Below are 18,500 nucleotides of genomic sequence, written 5' to 3'. Positions count from 1 at the left end.
CTCATCCAGTCGCTCCAGCCCCCTGGCCAACTCAAACAACTCGGTTTCTTCGTTGTTCTGGCGTGCCGACGCCATTACATTGAACACCAGCGCGCGAATTTCAAGCGTGTTGAACACCAGCATTATTCCGTCCCCGCAGGTTTGCGGGTGCGCCGCCAAGGTAAACAATTCATCGCGTAACATGCCATGTGTGGCGGCTGCATTCAAAACCGCCCAGACGCGCTCAGTGAGGCCCTGCCGGTGCCCCTGATAGTCGGCGGTTCCAGCCAAATCATGCAGCACCCTGAAAAAATCAGCGCTTTCGGACTCGGCCAGCAGATCATTCCAGATACGCAACCTGGCGGTGCGCTCGCTGCCGGACGACTCCGGCAGCCATAAGGAGAAAGGCGACAACCCGGCCCCGGCATGCGGTCGATCTTCACTGATGCCCATAAACCGCCTGGCGTCAGCGCTCAGTAGACGCTGCGCTCTTTCTCGGGTGGCTTCGCTAAGCGGGTTGTCATGCAACTGAAGCCGTCGGTAGGTTGTCGCTTCCTCATGAAAAACCGTCTCTGGAATATCCTCGATACGATTATTACGCACATCGAGAATGATCAGATTGACGCAATCGGCGAGACCTGCAGGCAGTGCGTTGATTCCGGTTGCTCGTAGGTTAAGCCTGATTAAACGGCGCATACGACCCACGTTTAACAGTGGTCCAACCGGGCAATGATTCAGATTAAGCGTTCGTAACTGCAGCATGCCTCGCAGCCGGTTGACTGAAGTCTGATCCAGGACCAACGGGTTGCCGCGCAAAGACAACTGCCGCAATGCAGTATGTGCGCTGAGCGCTTCCGGGATAGACGTCAGATCATTACCCCGTAAGTACAGCTCGTGCAAATTGCTGAAGTACCCGAGCAAAGCGTTAGTCGTTTCGGTGTCCAGGCCGGTATTGTTGACGTGCAATGAGTGCACATGGTCGAACCGAGCCGTCAAAGCAGGCAATTCACCGATGGCAAGGAAATTCAAATCCAATGAGTAACCGAGAAGTCGCCCCCTCTCGGAGTAACATTTAGGGCTGAGCCTTTTCCAGCAGTTTTTAATTCGCATTGCCGCAAGTCGTCTATCGGCCTCAACAACAAATCGAACCGCGTCGCCCCTGACTCGTGGTGCTGATGGAGTACTTACCCAGCTACCAAGAGCGCTTTCGAGCTGTTCATATTGAGTTTCAAGCGCTCGGATCTTGCCCTGGAGAAAGGATGGCAAGTCCCCGGGGTTCCCTGTGTGAGCGGTACTCAGCTCGCGGACAAACGCTTTGACCTCAGCCTCACCCATCCCCGGGAAGAGGCTTTTCACTGCCAGCTCGGCGGAGTGATTTCTCGATCCCTGCCCGAGCCTTGAAAACAGTCGTCTCATCCTTCCGCTCATTGGATAACCAATGCGACCGTCAGCCAGCCGGTGCGGCCACGTGAACCCGGGTTTTATTTTTTGCATGCTCAAGGCCAATGCCACTTCGTCACGCTGGGTGACTGCGAGGGCGCCCAAAACCAATCGCAACTCTGACTCTCGGGCCGCGCTCGACAAGCCAATAGCCGCACGCGTATCTGCTGGCAGAGCCTGCAACAAGGCGTTGAAGAAAGAGTGATCGCCGCTGTCGATAGGGTTGCCGCCACTGTCGAGCGTTTGATAACGCTCACCTGACTTCACCAACACCCAGCGTAAAGCCGAGGATTCGTCGCCTATGCTGGCGAGTAACTCACCAGAAAAACTACCGTCGCGAAGTTCAAGCGCCAGATGCTTAGGCCAGCCGGGCAATTGCGGTAGCAGCCTGAAGCCAGCGGTGGCAGTGTCCGGATTATCAGCGCCTTTGAAGTAAAAACCCTCGTTGGCGCGATTCAAGCGCAGTTGTTGCTGGTATTCCCTCGCCTGCTCGGCCATGCGCAGGGGCAAGCGCGACGAGGCGTTCATTTGAGCAAGTTCCCGGGCGCTGGCTGATTCAATCAACTCATCGGCGATGACGGTCGAAAGCGTCGGGAAATCGCGTTTGATCAGCTTTACCGGCACGCCGTCCGAATACGTGTCTGTTTGATACATCGATTCAAGCAAGGCATTCCTGCGCAGTGCTGCGACATCAGCAAGCTGATTGGCCAAACGGCTGCTCTGACTTTGACGTGTGGTGTTGTATTCACCCAACAATGTCTCTATTTCTTCCGGCGTCAAGGCGGCCAGAGTCGACGCGATGACATCGCCCATTTGTCCCGGCAGATATTTTAGCTCCACCGAGGGCAAGACGCCCTTGTGGTTACCGAACACATTGAGCAAACCGCCCTCGGGGTCGAACAAGCGTACCGCTCGTTGTTCCGGCCAGCCGGGCAACACCGTCAGCAGCTCCAGGTAAGGGTCGATGCGCGGCCACCTGATGTCCTGCGGGGTGCCGCTGTTCATCGCGGTAATAAATCCATTGATCTGATCTTCAATCTGGAACCTGAGAATTGAATCACGCAACAAAGCAGGGGGTTTTATATTTTCCACATGTACTTGCCGCAACAGCGCTACATCGGTTTGCGTGGTCGCCAGGATGCGTTCGATGGTTTGCTCGTCGATGTCATCCAGCCCCGGATGCAGTCGCTTGAATAATGTGTGCAAGTCCCAGCCCATGGGATTTTCTCCCTCATGGCGCCAGGCCCCGGCGTTGTTATGGCTGAGGGTGGGTGAATACGCCTGGGGATTCGTCGTGTGCTGGAGCCGCCACTTTTTCAGCCCAACGTCGAAGGTGATCTGATAGAGATTGCAAGCCAATGGCAGATAGTTTTTGCCATCGACCTCCACCCGCGCTTCGGCATTAGCCATCACCCAGTTAGGTAACGTTACCTCTTGCTGGAACGGGGCCGTATCGGCTTTCCAGAGTCGCGTCTGGCCGTTTTTCAGGGTTACGGGAATCAGGTTTTCTATAAAAAAGGCCGAGGGCGAGCTTGCGACCGAGGGCGACGCTTTTGAGCCCGCGACGATCATCGCTCCCGCCAGAGCAATATTTTCAGCCGCCCCAAACAGATGCGTCAGCGCTTCGTCGACTTCGCCGTCCTTCCAATCGACAACCCCGACGAAAATATCCGCCATCACTTGCTCTACAGCGATCACGGCCATCGCGGCGCCCAGAACCGGGATAAAAAAAGATGCCATATTGAGCAGGTCCAGACCTAATGACTTGTAAGCCTGCAACCGTTGCATACGGGATTTCTGATCCTCGTCGTCAGTGGGGACCGCTAACACCCTTGAGTCTTCATAGGTTTTGACCAGTAAATGCTCATACAACATTTGAAACGGCGCCGGCGAATACGCAAACTTCTCCAGGGAAAGCTCGGCCTGAGCGTCGAATTGTCGCTTACGCAAGCCGGCACTCAGGGGATTGCCATCTATCGGACGTAGCGGCATGAGCCGCTCATTGAGCCTTTGGAAAAACCGCTGACTTTCGCGCAAGCTGATAAAGCGCTGGAAGTAGTTTTGATAGGTGCTGGTGGAAAGTTTGCGGCGCAACGTGTCGGTAAAAGCCTTGAACGATACATATTCCTTGAGTGGGTGCTCCGGCTCCTGCGGCATATACACGACACACGGCAAGCTTGCCGCGTCATCTTTATCGGGTTCGATCAAGAGCGCGCCATACAGCGTATTGCCATGTTCACCTACCGAGTCCAGCAGCCGCAGCCAGCCGTGGCGAATCGGATCACCGGACCACGTTGGCTCACTTCCCTGAGTGGTCAGTGCTAATAACATCTTGTAGGCGGGCGCGGAGATATGATTTTTCATCAAGGCGATATGGGCCAACACCTGAACGTTATCTTGCTCGCTACGTTGGAATTTGGCCGCCACCGCAGCAGCCAGTTCGTCAGCCGATTGGCCCGGCACAGCGGCCGGTCTGAACACACTGTCGAGATGGGTTTGATAACGGGCGCCCAAATCCAGGCTGCGACACATCTGGGCGAATTGCGCGGGCTTGATGTTGATAATGCCGAAGTAACGGTAGCGAAACCGCGGGTAACGCCCATCAACCCCTGTCCCGGCGACCAATTGCAGTTGCAGCCCATCGTCCGGGAGCAACGCCGCACCAGGTTCAAACCCGCCGTCCTCCGCTTCAAACGCTTCGAAGTTTTGCAGCGCGGCCTGGAGCAGGCTTTGCTTAAACGGGCGACGTTTATCCATGCCAAAAAACGTTTGACTGTGCACGGTCACCAGATCGTTCGTGTGCAGATCCAGGCGAAGATTGAAGGTTTCAATCAACGCCTTTTCCAGTAAGGGCTCGGCGAAGGCTTTAACGGACGGCAACTTTTGACGCAGCGGTTCAAGGTCGCGTCGAGAAAACAGGCTGAATAACTGACTTTTGCGCAATGCTGCGCGTAGTTCCGTGGAGGCACTGCTGTACCAGGCAGGCAGACGACTTTTAATAAACCCGTGGTTGGCCTGACCATCCGCCCATGGGGCAAACACCTCATCGTCAGAGAAGTTTACGGATGAACGTTTAGAACCGCTGGTTATACCGAACATTGGACACAGCCTTATGACAACTCAATGAGTCGCTCAGGCTAGGGTCTTAGGGTTCTGATCGTGACATAACAAAGTAGCACCTGCTGTGTTTAAGCCAGGTGCTGAGCGATCTACTGGCGCAACTCAGCGTCGCACTTTGATGAGCTGACCACCTCGCGATACGCCCGCTGCTCTCCTGCCATCTGGCGTTGAACCAGCAACGCGTCATGGCTGGACATCGATCAATGTTTACGCAGAATCACGCTACCGATGGAATACCCGGCACCGAACGAACTGAGTACCGCCAGCGCGCCCTGTGGCAAGTCGTCCTGGTATTTGTGGAAAGCAATCACCGACCCCGCCGAGCTGGTGTTGGCGTACGTATCGAGAATCACCGGAGCCTCCTCCACGGTTGCTTCGCGACCCAGGAGCTTTTTCACGATCAGGTGATTCATGCTGAGGTTGGCCTGATGCAGCCAGAACCGCTTGATATCACCCACACTCAGTTTGTTTTCTTGCAAATGGGTCGCGATCAGTTCAGCAACCATCGGGCACACATCGCGGAACACTTTGCGGCCTTCTTGCACGAACAGTTTGTCTGACGCGCCGATGCCCTCTTCCGCCGCGCGGTTGAGGAAGCCAAAATTGTTGCGAATGTTATTGGAAAACTTGGTCAGCAGCTTGGTGCTGACGATATCAAACTGGTGTTCAGAGGTGGCCAGATCGGCACGCTCGACAACCACTGCGGTGGCACCGTCGCCGAAAATGAAATGACTGTCGCGGTCACGGAAATTCAGGTGGCCGGTGCATATTTCCGGGCTGATAACCAGTACCGCACGGGCCTGGCCCAGCTGTACGGTATTGCACGCTTGCTGAATACCAAACGTGGCAGAGGAACAGGCCACGTTCATATCAAAGCCGAAGCCGTGAACGCCCAGTGCTTCCTGGATTTCAATAGAGATCGCTGGATAAGCCCGTTGCAGGTTGGAGCAGGCAACGATGACGCCATCAATATCGGCTGCTGTTTTGCCGGCGCGCTGCAAGGCTTCCTCAGCGGCTGCAACGCCCATTTGGCAGAGAATCGACCACTCGTCATTGGCGCGTTCAGGCAAACGTGGCGCCATGCGTTGTGGATCGAGAATGCCTTCTTTGTCCATGACGAAACGGCTTTTGATGCCGGACGCTTTTTCGATAAACGCCGCGTTGGATTCAGTCAGGGCCTGCACATCACCGCTCTCGATGGCGGCTGCATTTTCGGCATTGAACAGCGCGACGTAGGCATTGAAAGACTGCACCAGTTCATCGTTGGAAATGCTGTTGGCTGGGGTAAAAAGGCCAGTGCCACTGATGACGACGTTATACACGGTCGTTCCTCTCTTATTTGATCGTCGCAGAAAACGACCTGCTGGGCATGAGTATTGGCACAATCGTGCCAATACGAAAAGTTAGACGCGAAGTGTGCCATATCGGGCCGATTTTCGCGCTGTCACGGCGACTTAATGGCTGAAAGCGGTTACTGCGGATCAGCCGTCTACCTGGCTCCACTGCTTGCTCAGGCGCTTATCGGAGATCGGGACTTTAGTCCCTAATTGCTGAGCGAACAGCGAGACGCGGTATTCCTCCAGCCACCAGCGATACAGCACCAACTCATCGTCACGCTTGCCTTCCTGGGCATGCTTGTTCGCCCGCGTCTGATATTGAGTCCACAAGCCCGCCAGCTCACCACTCCAGACGCGATCCTTCTGCGCCTGGGACGAGAGTTTTTCCAGGCGCATTTCAATGGATTTCAAATAACGAGGCAATTCTTTGAGCCATTGCATCGGCGTTTCCCGGACGAAGCCCGGATACACCAAATGACTCAGCTGCGACTTGATGTCGTTAAGCGCCACCGCCTGTGCCAGATCGATCTTACCCTTGAAACGCTTTTGCAAGCCGTGCCACAAGGTGAGGATTTCCAGCGTCAGCTTTGCCAGGCGCTCGGCATGCTCAGTCCAGGCGCCGCGTTTACGCTCAGCCAGACCGGCCAATCCGGCGCCATCACGTGGCAGGATTGACTCACCGTCGAGAATGCAGCTGTCGAGACTGGCGAGCAGTATGTCCTCAATCAAGCCATCGACTCGCCCCAACTCGCGGTGCAGCAGCGCCAATTCGGTTTGCCCCGGCAGCTTGCCACGCAAGAACTTGGCCGGCTCGGCCAACTGTTGCAGTAACAGATGCTGCAAAGCACGACGGTGCTGAAACTCGGCTTCGGCAGGCGTCGAGAAACGTCCTTCCTTGACCGTGCCGGACTCTTCAACCAGCGCCGGGTACACCGTCATGGACAGGCCCGCGATGTTTTGTTGAGTTTTTTCCGCAACCGGGGCGAACACTTTGGCTTCAACCGGAAGCTGGCTCTTCGCCGTTTGCGGCACTGCCAGCGCGGCTTGGCTGGCCTGAGCGAACCGTGCGGTCAGCTCTGCCAGATCACGCCCCTCCCCCAGGAATTTGCCGTCGCCGTCAACGATTTCGAGGTTCATTTTCAAATGGTTTTCGAGCTGTTGAGCCGCTTCGGCCCAGGCTTCTTCCGACACCCGTGCGCCGGTCATTCGCTGCAATTCACGGCCCAACGCCTGGGGCAACGAGCCTTCGCCGAAGGGCATCCGTTCCAGAGCGGCCTTGATAAAGTCTGGCACCGGCACGAAGTTTTTGCGCAAAACCTTGGGCAGGTTGCGTACCAATGCAATGCACTTGGTTTCCAGCAGGCCCGGTACCAGCCATCCCAGCCGGTCAGCGGGGAGCATCGGAAGCAAGGGGGCGGGCACGCGCAGGGTCACACCGTCCCGTGGATGGTTCGGTTCAAAGTGATAACTCAATGACAGGGTCAAATCCCCCAGGCGCAGGGTATCCGGGTAATACGCAGCGGTAATCTCGCTGGCTTCCCGGGCCAGGACGTCTTCCTCGCGCATGATCAACAGCTGCGGATTGTTCTTGCTTTCAGCCTTGTACCAACTGTCAAAGGTCGCGGTTTGATGAATCTCGGCTGGCACCCGCGCTTCGTAGAAATTGAACAGCGTGTCTTCGTCGGCCAGGATGTCACGGCGGCGGGCCTTGGCTTCCAGCTCGTCGAGGGTTTCCAGCAGCTTGGTATTGGCGGTAAGGCACTTGGCACGAGACAGAATTTCGCCGCGCACCAGACCTTCTCGAATAAACAACTCTCGCGACACCACCGGATCAATTGGACCGTAATGCACGGGCCGCCGAGCGACGACGATCAGACCGAACAACGTGATTTGTTCGAACGCCACCACTTGCCCGCGCTTCTTTTCCCAGTGCGGTTCAAAATGGTTCTTCTTGATCAAGTGCCCGGCCAGCGGCTCGATCCAGTCAGCGTCGATCTTGGCCACCATGCGTGCATACAGCTTGGTGGTTTCCACCAGCTCAGCCGCCATCAGCCATTGCGGACGTTTCTTGCCCAGCCCGGATGACGGATGAATCCAGAACCGGCGTTGGCGCGCGCCAAGGTAATCGCCATCTTCGGTCTTTTGCCCGATCTGGCTGAGCAAACCGGAGAGCACTGCCTTGTGCAGCCTGGGGTAGTCGGCTGGCTCTTTGTTAACGGTCAACTGCAAATCGCGGCAGATCAGGCTCAACTGTCGATGGGAGTCACGCCATTCGCGCAGGCGCAAGTAATTCAGGAAGTTTTTACGGCACCAGTTGCGCAGCGGGCTGGCGGTCAGCGCCAGGCGTTGCTCTTCAAAACCGCGCCACAAATTCACCAGACCGGCGAAGTCGGAGTCGATGTCTTTCCATTGTGCGTGCGCCTGATCGGCGGCCTGCTGACGCTCGGGCGGACGTTCACGGACGTCTTGCACGGACATGGCGCTGGCGACAATCAGTACTTCCTGCAGGCTGCCTTGCTGGGCGGCTTCAAGCAACATACGGCCCATGCGCGGGTCCACCGGCAGCCTCGCCAATTGTCGACCCAACGGCGTCAGTTGATTCTCGCGGTTGACCGCTGACAGCTCTTGCAACAAATTGAAACCATCGGTGATGGCTTTGCCGTCAGGTGGCTCGATAAACGGGAAGTCGGTGATCTCACCGAGGCGCAAGTGCAACATTTGCAGGATGACCGCGGCGAGGTTGGTGCGCAGGATTTCTGGATCGGTGAACTCCGGGCGACCGTTGAAATCTTCTTCGCTGTACAAGCGCACGCACAAGCCTGGCTCGACCCGGCCGCAACGACCTTTTCGCTGGTTGGCGCTGGCCTGGGAAACCGCCTCAATCGGCAACCGCTGAACCTTGGCGCGGTAGCTGTAGCGGCTGATGCGCGCCGTACCGCTGTCAATCACGTAACGAATACCCGGCACGGTCAATGAGGTTTCGGCGACGTTGGTCGCCAGTACTACGCGGCGCCCCGGATGAGACTGAAATATTCGCTGTTGTTCGGCAGGTGACAACCTCGCGTACAACGGCAGAATTTCGGTGTGTCTGAGCTGAGCCTTGCGCAGCATCTCGGCGGCGTCGCGGATTTCCCGCTCGCCCGGCAAGAACACCAGTACGTCGCCGGGACTCTTGCGTTCGCTGCGTTCGAAGTCGGCCAGTTCTTCCAGGGTCGCCAGAATCGCCTGGTCGACGGTCAGATCGTCTTCGACCGCGTTGCCCTCCTCGTCCTGCTGCGAGGTGAGCGGGCGATACCATGTGTCCACCGGGAAGGTACGACCGGAGACTTCAACAATGGGTGCGTTATCGAAATGCTCGGAGAAACGCTGCAAGTCGATGGTCGCCGAGGTGATGATCAGCTTCAGGTCTGGACGACGTGGCAGCAGGGTTTTCAGGTAACCCAGCAGGAAGTCGATGTTCAGGCTGCGCTCGTGGGCTTCGTCGACGATGATCGTGTCATAACGCTCCAGGTAGCGGTCGTGCTGGGTTTCAGCCAGCAGGATGCCGTCGGTCATCAGTTTGATCAGGGTGTTGCTGTCGCTTTGGTCTTCGAAACGAACCTGGTAACCGACCAGTGCGCCCAGTGGCGTGCCGAGTTCTTCGGCGACCCGGCTGGCGACGCTGCGCGCGGCGATCCTGCGCGGCTGGGTGTGGCCAATCAGGCCATGCTGGCCGCGACCGATTTCCAGGCAGATCTTCGGCAATTGGGTGGTTTTGCCCGAACCGGTTTCACCGGCAATAATCAGCACCTGATGCTTGAGCAGCGCGGCCTTGATCTCATCGCGCTTGGCGGCAATCGGCAGGCTGTCGTCATAACGAATCACCGGCAGGCTTTCACGGCGTGCGGTGACTTGGGCAATCGATGCCTGCGCTCGCACGGCCCACTGCGCCAACCTGGCCTCGTCAGGCTTCTTGCGCAGGTCGTGCAACTGACGGCGCAAGCGATGACGATCAGAGATCATCGCGTGGTCGAGGTCTTTAAACAGTTGGTCGATAGAAGGCGATTCGTCGGTCATCGGGTAAGCAAAGTCTTTTGATGGTGCAAAGGCGGGGATTGTCGCAGATTTGAAGGTGTGTAGGAGCCAACTTGTTGGCGAGGCATACGGCGCGGCGCCCTGAGACACTGCGGTGCTGCTTTCGCGAACACGTTCGCCCCCACCGGGACTGGAGTGAGTTCCAGACCCGTAGGAGCTGCCGAAGGCTGCGATAAGGCCGAGGGACCTTCGCCAACAGGTTGGCTCCTACAGAGATTTGTATCCAGTCTTACTTTTTCAACCCCAGCTTTTTCAATTCCTCAGCCCGCAATTCACGACGCAGGATTTTGCCGACGTTGGTGGTCGGTAATGCATCGCGAAATTCCAGTGTTCTCGGCACTTTATAGCCCGTGACGTTGGCGCGCATGTGCTCCATGACCTGTTCCTTGGTCAGGTGTATGCCGGGTTTGACCACGATGAACAGCTTGATCGCCTCACCCGATTTCTCGTCCGGGATACCAATGGCCGCGCACTGCAAGACACCTGGCAACAAGGCCAATACGTCTTCGAGTTCGTTGGGGTACACATTGAAGCCGGAGATCAGAATCATGTCTTTCTTGCGGTCGACAATCCGCAAGTAGCCGTCTGGCTGGATGATTGCGATGTCGCCGGTTTTTAACCAGCCATCGGCGTCGAGTATTTCATCGGTGGCTTCCTGGCGCTGCCAATAGCCCTTCATCACTTGCGGGCCTTTGACGCACAACTCGCCGGTTGACCCAAGAGACAACTCATTGCCCGCGTCGTCGATAACCCGGCACAGGGTCGAGGGCACTGGAATACCAATGGTACCGATCTGAATCTTTTGAATCGGGTTAACCGTGGCCACCGGGCTGGTTTCGGTCATGCCATAGCCTTCGCAAATCTCACAACCGGTCACTTCTTTCCAGCGCTCGGCCGCCGCAGATTGCAGGGCCATGCCCCCGGACAGGGTGACTTTCAAGCCGGAGAAATCCAGCTTGCGAAATTCCTCGCTCTGGCACAGCGCCACGAACAGCGTATTCAAACCGATGAAGCCGCTGAACTTCCATTTGGAGAGTTCTTTGACCATCGCCGACAGATCGCGCGGGTTGCTGATCAAGACGTTGTGATTGCCGATCAGCATCATCGCCATGCAGTGAAAGGTGAACGCGTAGATATGGTAAAGCGGCAGCGGCGTGATCAGGATTTCGCAGCCTTCATCGAGGTTAGAGGCCATCAGCTCCTTGCACTGCAGCATATTCGCGATCAGGTTGCGGTGAGTCAGCATCGCGCCTTTGGCCACGCCGGTGGTACCGCCGGTGTATTGCAACACTGCGACATCGCCGGCCAATGGCGAAGCGTCTTTCACCGCTTGGCCACGGCCTTTATTGAGCACTTCATTGAATTTGATCGCGTTGGGCAAGTGATACGCCGGGACCATCTTTTTCACGTACTTGATGACGCTGTTGATCAACAGCCGCTTGAGCGGCGGCAACAGGTCAGCGACTTCAGTGACAATGACGTATTTGATCGCGGTCTTGGGTACCACCGTTTCGGCCAAATGGGCCATGTTCGCCAGACACACCAGCGCCTTGGCGCCAGAGTCGTTGAACTGATGCTCCATCTCCCGCGCGGTATACAGCGGGTTAGTGTTGACCACGATCAAGCCGGCACGAATGGCTCCGAACACAGCGATGGGGTACTGCAACAGGTTAGGCAGTTGCAGGGCGATGCGGTCGCCCGGCTGCAGGTCGGTGTGCTGTTGCAGGTACGCGGCGAACGCGCCTGACAATTCATACAGCTCACCGTACGTGAGAGTCTTGCCCAGGTTACTAAACGCAGGTTTGTTGGCGAAACGCTGACAAGACTGCTTCAATACCGCCTGGATATTTGGATACTCGTCAGGATTGATCTCGGCAGCAATGCCAGACGGGTATTTATCCTTCCAAAAGTTTTCGATCATGGAAGCCGACTCCTCAGCGACAGCGATTTTTACACACCGCTTAAATGCGATGATTTTTTGTGTGGGTTGCAGGCTTTTCGCTTACCGATAGGGCAAAAAGCGGGCTGAGGGTAGCAGCTTTGCCTGAGGCCGCCTAGAGCCAAACGAGGCCTCTACGGTCACAAACGTGACTAATTATAAAGTAATGGTCACGTTTAGAGCAATCATACTATTAGCCAATAAAAAGGATGTCAGAAGGTTCGCCCTACCCCTTCGCACCACGCCTGCCCCCGAAAAACCCTTGCTCGAGCAGGAGCAGACGTATCAGCGACGGGGTAGCGCAAGGAATTGAATCAGGCGATATCCCGCAGTTCGCGGCGCAAGATTTTTCCTACAGGTGTCATGGGCAATGACGCGCGCAGCACAATCAGCTTCGGCACTTTATAGCCGGTGAAATTTTCTTTGCAATAGGCCTTCAGCTCTTCAATGCTGACTCCCATCTCCCGCGCTACGACGAATAACTTCACCGCTTCGCCGGTTCTCTCATCCGGGACACCAATCACCGCACAGCTGGCGACCTTCGGGTGAGCCATCACCACGTCTTCGATTTCGTTCGGGTAGACGTTGAAGCCCGAGACAATAATCATGTCTTTTTTGCGGTCAACAATGCGCACGAACCCGTCCGGGTCGATCACCGCAACGTCACCGGTTTTCAACCAGCCCTCGGCGTCCAGCACTTCGGCGCTGGCTTCGGGCTTGTGCCAGTAGCCTTTCATCACCTGCGGGCCTTTGATGCATAACTCGCCGCGCTCGCCCAAAGCAAGTTCATGGCCGTTGTCGTCGATAATTTTGAATGCGGTGCCGGGCACCGGGATACCCACTGTTCCCAATCGGGCTGTGTCGCCGTACGGGTTGGTAGACGCCACCGGGGAGGTTTCTGTCAGGCCATAACCTTCGACGATCCGACATCCCGTGATCTGCTGCCAGCGTTCGGCTGTGGCCTTAACCAGCGCCGTGCCCCCGGAGTTGGTCAGCTTGAGGCTGGAAAAGTCCAGGTTCTTGAAATCAGGGTGTTCCATGAGCGCCACAAACAACGTGTTCAACCCGATCATTGCCGAAAACCGCCAGTTCTTCAGCTCTTTGATAAAGCCGCCAATGTCCCGGGGGTTGGTGATCAGCACGTTGTGATTACCGGTGACCATCATGCACATGCAGTTCGCGGTAAAGGCATAGATATGATAAAGCGGCAGTGGCGCAATCATCACCTCGCCGCCTTCCTTGAACATCGGCGCGCCATCTGGCCCGTGCTGCATGAAGCAGGCATGGACCTGCTGCATGTTCGCTACCAGGTTGCCATGGCTAAGCATCGCGCCTTTAGGCAGGCCGGTGGTACCGCCGGTGTATTGCAACACTGCGATGTCATCAAGGGTAAGTTTGACCCCTCGCAGCGCGTGGCCACGCCCCAGTTTCAGCACACTTTTGAACAATACGGCCTGGGGCAGATTAAAGGCCGGGACCATCTTCTTGACCTTCTCGATCACCGTGTTGATCAGCCAACCTTTGGCTGCGGACTGAAGATCGCCCATCTTCACTTCGATCAGGTACTGAATCTCGGTGTCGGGCAGCACTTCCTGCACCAGCTTGCCGAACACGTTCAGGTAGACCAATGCGCGGGCGCCGGAATCCTTGAACTGCAGGCGCATCTCACGGGCGGTGTACAGCGGATTGGTATTAACCACAATCAGCCCGGCACGCAGCGCCCCGAATACGGCAATCGGGTATTGCAGCAGGTTGGGCATTTGCACGGCGATGCGATCGCCGGGTTGCAAATCGGTGTGCTGTTGCAAATAGGCCGTGAAGGCAGCCGAGTGGCGCTCCAACTCGGCATACGTGAGCGTCACCCCCAAATTGCTGAAGGCCGGGCGGTCAGCGAACTTCTTGCAGCAACGCTCGAACACCTCGACGACCGATTTGTAAGCATTAATGTCTATTTCAGGCAGCACGCCTGCGGGGCGTTTATCGTTCCAGAAATCAGGTTGCATTGTTTTTATGTCCTCTTACCTGAGTGTGTCTGGCCCGCCGCATTCAAGGCGGGGTTGCCGGACGTTAGCAGTTAACGCGGACAAGGCAAATACCATGCGACGCGTCATCAGCCGTGTGAATCTTGCGAGTGACCGGACTACGATTTGCCTATAAGCCTACACTGGTCAATAGATGCATTAGGGGCATAAGGAATCGCCATGAATCATTCAGCTTTCTGGCTTGATGCCAGTGACCACAGCCGCCTTTACGTCAATTACTGGTACCCGACAGTCGCTCCCAAGGCTGTCGTCATGTTTTCCCATGGCATGGCCGAGCACAGCGGGCGCTATCAACGGTTCGGCGAAGCATTGAGCGGCGCCGGTTTCGCGCTTTACGCCGCGGACCAGCGCGGTCACGGCCAGACGGCCGCCCATGGTGTGCTCGGGCACTATGCCGATGATCAGGGCTGGAGCAAAGTGGTAGGCGATCTCGCCAGCCTTAGCCAATACGTCAAACAAAAACATCCCGGACTTCCGCTGTTTCTGATGGGCCATAGCATGGGCAGCTACATTGCCCAGGCGTACCTGCTGCATCACAGTGCCAGTTTGCAGGGCGCAATTCTCAGTGGCTCTAATTTCCAGCCCGTTTCGCTTTACCGCAGCGCCAGTGTAATTGCCCGAATCGAACGCTGGCGTCAAGGCGGCACCGGGCGCAGTGCCTTGATCGAGTGGCTGTCCTTTGGGGCGTTCAACAAACACTTCAAACCCGCACGCACGCGGTTCGACTGGCTAAGCCGCGATTCTCAAGAAGTCGATCGTTACATCAACGATCCGCTGTGTGGCTTTCGCTGCACCAATCAATTTTGGGTCGACATGCTGGCAGGCCTGCAACAAATCAGTAAACCGACGAACCTCGCGCAGATCGACCCAAGCCTGCCGTTGCTGATAATAGGCGGTGAATGTGATCCGGTGAGCGAGGGCAAGCGTCTCAAAGACCTTGCCGATGCGATAGGGCACGGGGGTAATCGGGCGTTGCAGCTAAAAATTTACCCCAAAGCGCGCCACGAGTTACTCAATGAAACCAACCGCGACGAAGTCACTCATGATTTACTCGCCTGGCTCGACCACGCGTTGGCCAGCCCCAGACCGCCGCACGTTGAATAATCAGGCTGTATTTATTGATACGTTGATCGTCAACCATCACGCCACAGGATCACTCATGACTCAAGTTACCAACACTCCTTACGAAGCCCTCGAAGTGGGCCAGACCGCCAGCTACAGCAAGACCGTGGAGGAACGCGATATACAGCTGTTCGCGGCCATGTCGGGCGATCATAACCCGGTGCACCTTGATCCTGAATTTGCTGCGCAAACGATGTTCAAAGAGCGTATCGCCCACGGGATGTTCAGTGGCGCGCTGATCAGTGCGGCCGTGGCCTGTGAACTGCCTGGGCCCGGCACTATTTATATCGGTCAACAAATGAGTTTTCAAAAGCCGGTGAAAATTGGCGACACACTGACTGTGCGCCTGGAGATTCTTGAAAAGCTGCCGAAGTTTCGCGTGCGGATTGCCACCCGCGTGTTCAATCAGCGTGATGAGCTGGTGGTAGATGGCGAAGCCGAGATCCTTGCCCCGCGTAAACAGCAAACCGTAACGCTGCCGACACTGCCGGCCATTACCATCGGCTGATCAGTGCGACGTTGCGGTTTCCGGGATTGCCCCCAAAAAGCTGGACAAAACTAGCTAAACCGCAGCGGACGGGATCCTGTAGGCCGCAGGTTTATTCGCACGGAAACGCCTGAGGGCACAGTCTGGCGGTTGCGCTTGCTGTGGGCCGATTAATCGTTGGGGGCCCCGGGGGCGCCTGACTTCCTGGTTGACCAACCCGCGTTCAGTCCTTGACTGCGCCTGCGCCACTGCCTATGCGGCGACCGAACAGTTTCCTGATCCCAGTTGCAAGTGCCTAACAATGTCCGAACTTACGAGTCTTACCGTTATTTAGATTACTTACAAAGCACTGTAGCTCCGCCAAATCCCACCTTAATACCATTTAAACTTCGTCTGTCAGATAGTCATTACGCAAGCGTAGGAAGCATCCTTCATCACTATGTAAAATATCCTACATACAAAATATGTTCCTCTGCTCCAGCATACATACCACCGCAGTTTAAGTTTACAAAAGCAGGGATGCCCATGCCGAGTCTAAACAATCAGAACAGATTCACCCTGACTTTTGCCCACTTGAAAAAAGATTTCCACCCGCAGGGTTATCAGTTGTTCGGGCAGCAAGCGCTCGACCAACTTTACTGTTTCGAGATTGAACGGGACATCGGCTGTCACTTTCTGGACGCTGATGATTACCTGCACAAACCAGCTTGTCTGAGTTTTGATGGCCAACAAGACCAAGGGGGCCACGGCGTGACACATGACTTCACTCAGGGCGAGACGCGTGTGAACATGACTCACTATCACCGGAAGTTAGTGCCCTCGCTTTTTTACCGGAACCACCGCACTAACCAGCCCATCCTTCAATATCAGACGGTGCAGGACATTATTTCCAACACTCTAAAGAGTACAGCACTCCTTCTAATTGTGATCTCCAATAGGCCACCGGCCTATGTGCGAACCATAACACTCGATACTTTTACGCGCCCGTCGTTAGTTGGCTCTGGGTCGATTGCGATTAACGGACACGCGTAATCAGCGACATCCAACGCACGCATCCCGAATACATCAAGTCAATAATCAACTGGTACTGAATGTGCGCCAAATAGAATCGATCAATGCTCGAGCAGAGGCTGAACAGCGGGAAGCCACCCACGGACCAATCAAGCGAAGCTACCGGATTGGTAAAGAACAACGGGTAAATCAAATCTACCTCGGACAACTCGCCGCTAACTCCAAGTGCCTTGAAGGTGACGCACGAAGTACGTTCATAACCGAATGGCTGGGTGAAACCTTGCCCGAAACCGTTCTACCAACGAGCGGTATGGCATGAAGCGCCAACTGCTGGCCTGGGCGCTGATCGCCCTCGCGCTGCAAGCGTGCAGCCAATCAATACCCGACCGATTGGGTATTCCCATCGAGGGTTACAATCACACCTCGGCGGCCATCAATCATTTCGACGTCAACGGCAACGGCGGTCCGAACATCGGCCCGTTCGGCGGTGGCGGCAGCCAGATGTGCTGCGTGGCCATGCCGCGCAAATGGCATCCGGGACTGACGGTGGTTGTGGACTGGGAGAAAGATCCGACGCCGCACGCTTACGGTGATTGGCCCGAGCCACCATTCACAGATGCATGGCGCGCTCGAATGGCGAAAGAGAAAACTAACAACACCCGCCACCGTACAGTCGTGGAGGTCGCGCCATACGAGCGCTTGGGCGCGATCACCCTGCACTTTCTCCCCTGCAACCAAGTAAAAGTCTCTGCCGACCAGACCTATCCCGGCATCGCAAATCATCCCTATAACTACCCGCGTCGAATGGAAGAGCCCTCCGTATGTCCAGCTTCTTGAACCTCGGCTTGCCACGCCGCATCCCTGCGTTTTTCGCCGCAGCAGCACTCGCCTGCCTCGCGCTGCAAGCGTGCAGCAAATCAATACCCGACCGATTGGGCATTCCCATTGAGGGTTACAACCACACCTCGGCGGCGATCAATCATTTCGACGTCAACGGCAACGGCGGTCCGAACATCGGCCCGTTCGGCGGTGGCGGCAGCCAGATGTGCTGCGTGGCCATGCCGCGCAAATGGTATCCGGGACTGACCGTGGTAGTGGAGTGGGAGAAGGATCCGACGCCGTTTGATTCGGCCACTTTTACAGAACCTCCGTTTAGTGATGCATGGCGTAATCGAATGCAGCTACAGGAGGCGGACTACACCCACCACCGCGCCGTAGTGGAAGTGGCGCCATACGAGCGCTTGGGCGCGATCACCCTGCATTTCCTCCCCTGCAACCAAGTAAAGGTCTCCGCCGACCAGACCTATCCCGGCATCGCAAATCATCCCTATGATTACCCACGCAAAATGGAAGAGCCCTCCGTATGTCCAGCTCCTTGAGTTCCCATTCAAAACGTCCCGATCCGTCCCCATTGACGCCTACTCCACGGTTCAAAAAAGAGGGATTACTGCCTCTTGATGCCGAGGACGTGGCGACCAACTGGCGTAAGCAGAATCAACCCAAACTGCAGTATTCCTATGCGGTGGAGCGGGCGACTAAAGCAAAAGGCCTAAGTTATTTAAAATCGTCGTGCATCGATGTGTTGAACATTACTTTGTGTTTTGACGGCACCAATAACCACGAACCCTCGGACAAGCGCGGCAACCCACCGTCCACCACTAACGTGGCGCGGCTGTTTCATGCCAGCCTGGGGGGTGAGGAAAAAGGCGCCAAAAGCCCGGAAAACGAAGAAGGCTATTACCGCTATTACATTCCAGGCGTCGGCGCCGAGTTCAAGGAAATCGGTGAGTTCGAACCGCAACTTGCGGGCTTGATAGGCGCTACAGGTGGTGAAAATCGGATCAATTGGGGATTGACCCGATTGCTGGATACCCTAGGCAAAGCTTGCGGTGAGCCTTACCTTGACCCGGAGGTCGCTTACGCCCTGGTGCAACAGATGAGCACGTCAC

At 56.2% G+C, this 18,500-nt stretch carries 10 protein-coding genes and 1 pseudogene; 6 read left to right on the top strand and 5 right to left on the bottom strand.

Annotation, left to right across the window (positions count from 1 at the left end; genetic code table 11):
- From JWR17_RS03045 to fadD2, 5 genes are all read right to left on the bottom strand, one after another.
- A partial coding sequence (locus JWR17_RS03045) for a DUF6543 domain-containing protein (protein WP_299828142.1) occupies positions 1-4,518 on the bottom strand: 4,518 nt, incomplete at its 3' end.
- A gap of 221 nt (positions 4,519-4,739) precedes the next feature.
- Positions 4,740-5,861 (bottom strand): beta-ketoacyl-ACP synthase III, encoded by a 1,122-nt coding sequence (locus tag JWR17_RS03040; protein WP_299828140.1) that lies wholly within the window; start codon positions 5,859-5,861, stop codon positions 4,740-4,742.
- A 159-nt stretch (positions 5,862-6,020) separates the two neighbouring features.
- A complete protein-coding gene (gene hrpA, locus JWR17_RS03035) occupies positions 6,021-9,932 on the bottom strand; it encodes an ATP-dependent RNA helicase HrpA (RefSeq protein ID WP_299828138.1) in 3,912 nt (1,303 codons plus the stop codon).
- A gap of 247 nt (positions 9,933-10,179) precedes the next feature.
- Positions 10,180-11,871 carry a long-chain-fatty-acid--CoA ligase FadD1 gene (gene fadD1 / locus JWR17_RS03030; protein ID WP_299828136.1) on the bottom strand — a complete coding sequence of 564 codons (1,692 nt, stop codon included), beginning with the start codon at positions 11,869-11,871 and terminating at the stop codon, positions 10,180-10,182.
- A gap of 332 nt (positions 11,872-12,203) precedes the next feature.
- Positions 12,204-13,892 carry a long-chain-fatty-acid--CoA ligase FadD2 gene (gene fadD2 / locus JWR17_RS03025; RefSeq protein WP_299828135.1) on the bottom strand — a complete coding sequence of 563 codons (1,689 nt, stop codon included), beginning with the start codon at positions 13,890-13,892 and terminating at the stop codon, positions 12,204-12,206.
- A 198-nt stretch (positions 13,893-14,090) separates the two neighbouring features.
- Between fadD2 and JWR17_RS03020 the strand changes: the two genes are divergently transcribed.
- The 6 genes and pseudogenes from JWR17_RS03020 to JWR17_RS02995 form a co-directional block, all read left to right on the top strand.
- Complete coding sequence (locus JWR17_RS03020; protein ID WP_299828134.1) at positions 14,091-15,035, top strand: alpha/beta hydrolase; 945 nt, start codon at positions 14,091-14,093, stop codon at positions 15,033-15,035.
- Positions 15,036-15,090: 55 nt separating this feature from the next.
- Entirely contained in the window at positions 15,091-15,561 is a 471-nt protein-coding gene (locus JWR17_RS03015) for a MaoC family dehydratase (RefSeq protein ID WP_299828133.1), read from the top strand.
- A gap of 504 nt (positions 15,562-16,065) precedes the next feature.
- On the top strand, positions 16,066-16,572 hold the full coding sequence (locus JWR17_RS03010) for a contractile injection system protein, VgrG/Pvc8 family (protein ID WP_299828132.1): 507 nt from the start codon (positions 16,066-16,068) through the stop codon (positions 16,570-16,572).
- A 294-nt stretch (positions 16,573-16,866) separates the two neighbouring features.
- On the top strand, positions 16,867-17,388 hold the full coding sequence (locus JWR17_RS03005; RefSeq protein WP_299828131.1) for a DUF3304 domain-containing protein: 522 nt from the start codon (positions 16,867-16,869) through the stop codon (positions 17,386-17,388).
- A complete protein-coding gene (locus JWR17_RS03000) occupies positions 17,373-17,930 on the top strand; it encodes a DUF3304 domain-containing protein (protein ID WP_299828129.1) in 558 nt (185 codons plus the stop codon). Before JWR17_RS03005 ends, JWR17_RS03000 begins: the two co-directional genes overlap by 16 nt.
- A pseudogene (locus tag JWR17_RS02995) lies at positions 17,915-18,500 on the top strand (DUF2235 domain-containing protein); the annotation flags it as partial. The gene JWR17_RS03000 and the pseudogene JWR17_RS02995, both read left to right, overlap by 16 nt.

The organism is Pseudomonas sp., assembly GCF_028293835.1.
GTDB lineage: Bacteria > Pseudomonadota > Gammaproteobacteria > Pseudomonadales > Pseudomonadaceae > Aquipseudomonas.
The sequence above is the reverse complement of the archived record's forward strand: the minus strand, read 5'-3'. Positions and strand labels throughout refer to the sequence as shown.

Bases quoted from the DNA above. Each gene is read 5' to 3' on its own strand.
- fadD1 (WP_299828136.1), bottom strand. From the start codon at position 11,871: ATGATCGAAAACTTTTGGAAGGATAAATACCCGTCTGGCATTGCTGCC.
- fadD2 (WP_299828135.1), bottom strand. From the start codon at position 13,892: ATGCAACCTGATTTCTGGAACGATAAACGCCCCGCAGGCGTGCTGCCT.
- JWR17_RS03015 (WP_299828133.1), top strand. From the start codon at position 15,091: ATGACTCAAGTTACCAACACTCCTTACGAAGCCCTCGAAGTGGGCCAG.
- JWR17_RS03020 (WP_299828134.1), top strand. From the start codon at position 14,091: ATGAATCATTCAGCTTTCTGGCTTGATGCCAGTGACCACAGCCGCCTT.
- JWR17_RS03010 (WP_299828132.1), top strand. From the start codon at position 16,066: ATGCCGAGTCTAAACAATCAGAACAGATTCACCCTGACTTTTGCCCAC.
- JWR17_RS03005 (WP_299828131.1), top strand. From the start codon at position 16,867: ATGAAGCGCCAACTGCTGGCCTGGGCGCTGATCGCCCTCGCGCTGCAA.
- JWR17_RS03000 (WP_299828129.1), top strand. From the start codon at position 17,373: ATGTCCAGCTTCTTGAACCTCGGCTTGCCACGCCGCATCCCTGCGTTT.
- hrpA (WP_299828138.1), bottom strand. From the start codon at position 9,932: ATGACCGACGAATCGCCTTCTATCGACCAACTGTTTAAAGACCTCGAC.